We start from the raw sequence: 2,971 nt of genomic DNA on the forward strand, positions 1-2,971 counted from the left end.
CTGGTCATTTTACGCTAGAAATCGCTTCGTGAACGCCCCATACTCTACGTTCTTCTCTGCTAATGGGTAGAACAGGAAATCAACAGGGTCTAATTGAACGCTGAGAGTTAGAATTTGCAGTGGAATCCTATGTGGGTTCCATAGTTGGTCGCATAAGCATATGTCTGAGTCCAACCGAAACCCAATGTAACCCCTGAGAGAGAAGTAAATTGCTGCGAGTCGATGATTCCTCTGAAGCTGAGATGACTATATATTTGGATATGAGCATGAAGGTTTACATACATCCAACCAAAAATGTTGGGGATTTGGATGGCGGTATGAGCAGTGACCCAGTGTGTGCCTCCCGATTGGATTGACGCATCTGCATGCGCCACGCTTGTAGCTGGAGAGTGAACAATGGCAATACTTTTCAGCGCATCGAATATTGCTTTAAGCTCTTCGTCATTATGGACAACAATAGGCACTACCCCTTCGGGGACTGAGTCGACGCTCTGTAAGCGGTAGAAATCCATGAGTTCTTAGGAGATTGCATTGTCGTTGTTTTGCACGAACCCATCCTTAGTGGCAAAAGCTGAGGATGAGGCAGACAAAATAACTATTAGGCACATAATAATCATGAATTTTCTCACCATAACAGCTCCTTCCTAAATAAGCATTGGTTGTTTGTGTGTTTAGCGTTCAATGCCCTCAGATGTACGCTTTGGGGACTCACTGATACGCCTGTCCGCAACGGGCAAGCGGCAAGTCCCGTTTGAATGCCTAAGTGTAAGGGGCACGATATGTCCTCCACACACAGAACTACCGGATCGTTATTGAAGTGTCAGCAATTTCTGAACATCTACCATTTCATTGCCACTTGGTGTTCGGTAAGAGTTCTCAGAGCAAGTGTTGCTGCGGACAATTCGGCTCCGGTGAGTCCCATTGCATTGCAAGAGGCGGCGTCTGTATAGCATCATCGACACGTGCTAGTCCTCACAGTTTTTATAGGTTGCGATATTACTTGGAGCGTTATGACGAGAACTGTGAGCAATCTTTTCAAGTGGTCAACACCTCTCTTCCATGTTTTGTTGACTGGCTACGAAGAGCATAGCATGTGGTAGTTTGTGTCGCAAGGACATTATAATGGCACGTGCTAGTATACATAACTCAAAAATGAGGAGGAACAGCAGCTTGTGTGGGAGTGACTGCGCCTCGTGCGACTAGGAAGGGTGGCATTATCTTAGGCACGCTTTAGAGATTCGACCGCCATGAAAAGAGCAAAGTCCAGATGCCCTAACTTATGCAAGTGAAACGCTGAGGTAGGTGTTGGTCCCTGTAAACATACACTGGAGCTTTTCCGTCAGACAATATCAAGGGGCCTTTTATCAGTTAAGGGTATGGCATGAAAAACCCCTGCTTTCGCGCAGGGGCATGAAGACTACACTTAAGACTATTCTACCGCTTGAACCGCAAGACCGTGAGGAATGGCTCGCCCATGTGCATCGACGTGCACAAACTTGGCCTGGCCCTCTACTAAATGCTCTGACTCACCGTTACGCAGCACTTGGCCTTGTACGGTTATGCTGGTGCGACCTACTTGCACAACGCAAGTCTCGATGGTGACAATGTCCCCCTTGTTGGCAGGGCGCTTAAACTCAAGCGACTGCAAGCTTACGCAGACAATAGACTCGGGGCGACGGGTTACGCTGGCCACCGCAATAAAGCAAGCCTCTACAAACCACTCGGCCATGCGTCCGGCAAACAGGGTGCCGTGGTGGTTGAGATCCTCTGATTTGACCAAATGCGCTATGCAACCGGATTTCACTGTTGTTCACACCTCCTGTATACATAATACAATGTGCAGACAGAGGGTGCAAGGAAATGTAGCCCGACACAACTGTAAAAAAAGGAATTGTGACCACACACAGCGAAGAACTATGCGCTTGTGAATTTCGCACAGACTCAAATTTAATAGCGCTACTGGGTGCTCCTAGGGGACTAGGGGTTAAAAGGGAATCAGGTTTGAGGCCTGAGCGGTCCCGCCACTGTAACGGGTAGTGTTTGGCAAAGCCACTGTTCGCCTTGCGAATGGGAAGGAGCCAGGCGCGTATACTCCCGAAGCCAGGAAACCTGCCCAAAAGCAATGATACCGTCCTTCGGTCGAGAGGACAGGGTAAAAAGCCATGGGATTATCCTAGCTTTGTATCCAGACCTCAACCAATCGGTTGGGGTTATTATTTTGACTAAATATTGAGGAGGTTCTTAATGAAAATTAAACAGTGGGCGTATATTGGTGCGCTCATTGCCCTAAGCATCTTGGGCGCCTTCATTAAAATCCCTAGTGCAGTCGGGTCCCTTGCTTTTGATGCAGTGCCTGGTTTTTATGCCGCTTTGGCTACTAGCCCCTTTACCGGCGCTGTGGTGGCAGGTCTGAATGTCAATCAGAAACTGAACCATGTGGCAATCTATTTTTGAACCACTGGAGACATTTTGAAACTGAACCATCCGTGGCAGTTCAGTGATTGCTAACGTTATGATCTGTGTTGGTTGTATTTGCCCGCATCAGCTCCCTTCGTGATTCACCCTACCCTGAGCAGTTCTTCACCAAGCCGCACCACCAAAAACAGTTACCAGAAATCATTTGTGGTTGATCGTCCCTCGGCTCCTATGGAGTTGACGGAGGGCTGCGGGGGGGCTACATATTCTCCCTCACCCCCCTAGGGGGGTGAGGGAGAATATGTATGCAGAGGTTGGCAATGGATATCGCCGTTATCTCGTGCCTTGCCTTCATCCCTCGATAGTTATTCAGCCTGCCCAGTCAAGGGGCCGCCGACAGCATTGGTTCGTGCCAACCTCTGGCGTAGCCTGTATGAGCTACCATTCGTGTCTATTATGTGAGATTTGTGCGTCATGCGGTCGACAGTGGCCGCTGTAAGCATCGGATCGCAGAATATCTCAGTCCACCGAGAAAACTCAAGGTTGGTGGAAACTA

General features: G+C 48.7%; 4 protein-coding genes and 1 riboswitch. Of the genes, 1 reads left to right on the plus strand and 3 read right to left on the minus strand.

What is annotated here, in order from left to right; genetic code table 11:
* Positions 1–107: 107 nt before the first annotated feature.
* A complete protein-coding gene (locus KGZ92_07575) occupies positions 108–464 on the minus strand; it encodes a hypothetical protein (protein ID MBS3889130.1) in 357 nt (118 codons plus the stop codon).
* A 965-nt stretch (positions 465–1,429) separates the two neighbouring features.
* Positions 1,430–1,729, minus strand: a complete 300-nt coding sequence (locus KGZ92_07580) for an acyl-CoA thioesterase (protein ID MBS3889131.1) — start codon at positions 1,727–1,729, stop codon at positions 1,430–1,432.
* Between the two features lie 215 nt (positions 1,730–1,944).
* Positions 1,945–2,132: riboswitch (cobalamin riboswitch) on the plus strand.
* A gap of 112 nt (positions 2,133–2,244) precedes the next feature.
* Here KGZ92_07580 and KGZ92_07585 point away from each other — a divergent pair.
* Positions 2,245–2,454, plus strand: coding sequence for a hypothetical protein (locus KGZ92_07585; protein ID MBS3889132.1), 210 nt, complete (start codon positions 2,245–2,247; stop codon positions 2,452–2,454).
* A gap of 326 nt (positions 2,455–2,780) precedes the next feature.
* Here the strand turns inward: KGZ92_07585 and KGZ92_07590 are convergent.
* On the minus strand, positions 2,781–2,971 hold a 191-nt coding region (locus KGZ92_07590; protein ID MBS3889133.1), incomplete at its 5' end, for an ATP-binding protein.

It is taken from the genome of Bacillota bacterium, assembly GCA_018333655.1.
GTDB lineage: Bacteria > Bacillota > UBA994 > UBA994 > UBA994 > BS524.

Bases quoted from the DNA above. Each gene is read 5' to 3' on its own strand.
- KGZ92_07580 (MBS3889131.1), bottom strand. From the start codon at position 1,729: ATGGCCGAGTGGTTTGTAGAGGCTTGCTTTATTGCGGTGGCCAGCGTA.
- KGZ92_07585 (MBS3889132.1), top strand. From the start codon at position 2,245: ATGAAAATTAAACAGTGGGCGTATATTGGTGCGCTCATTGCCCTAAGC.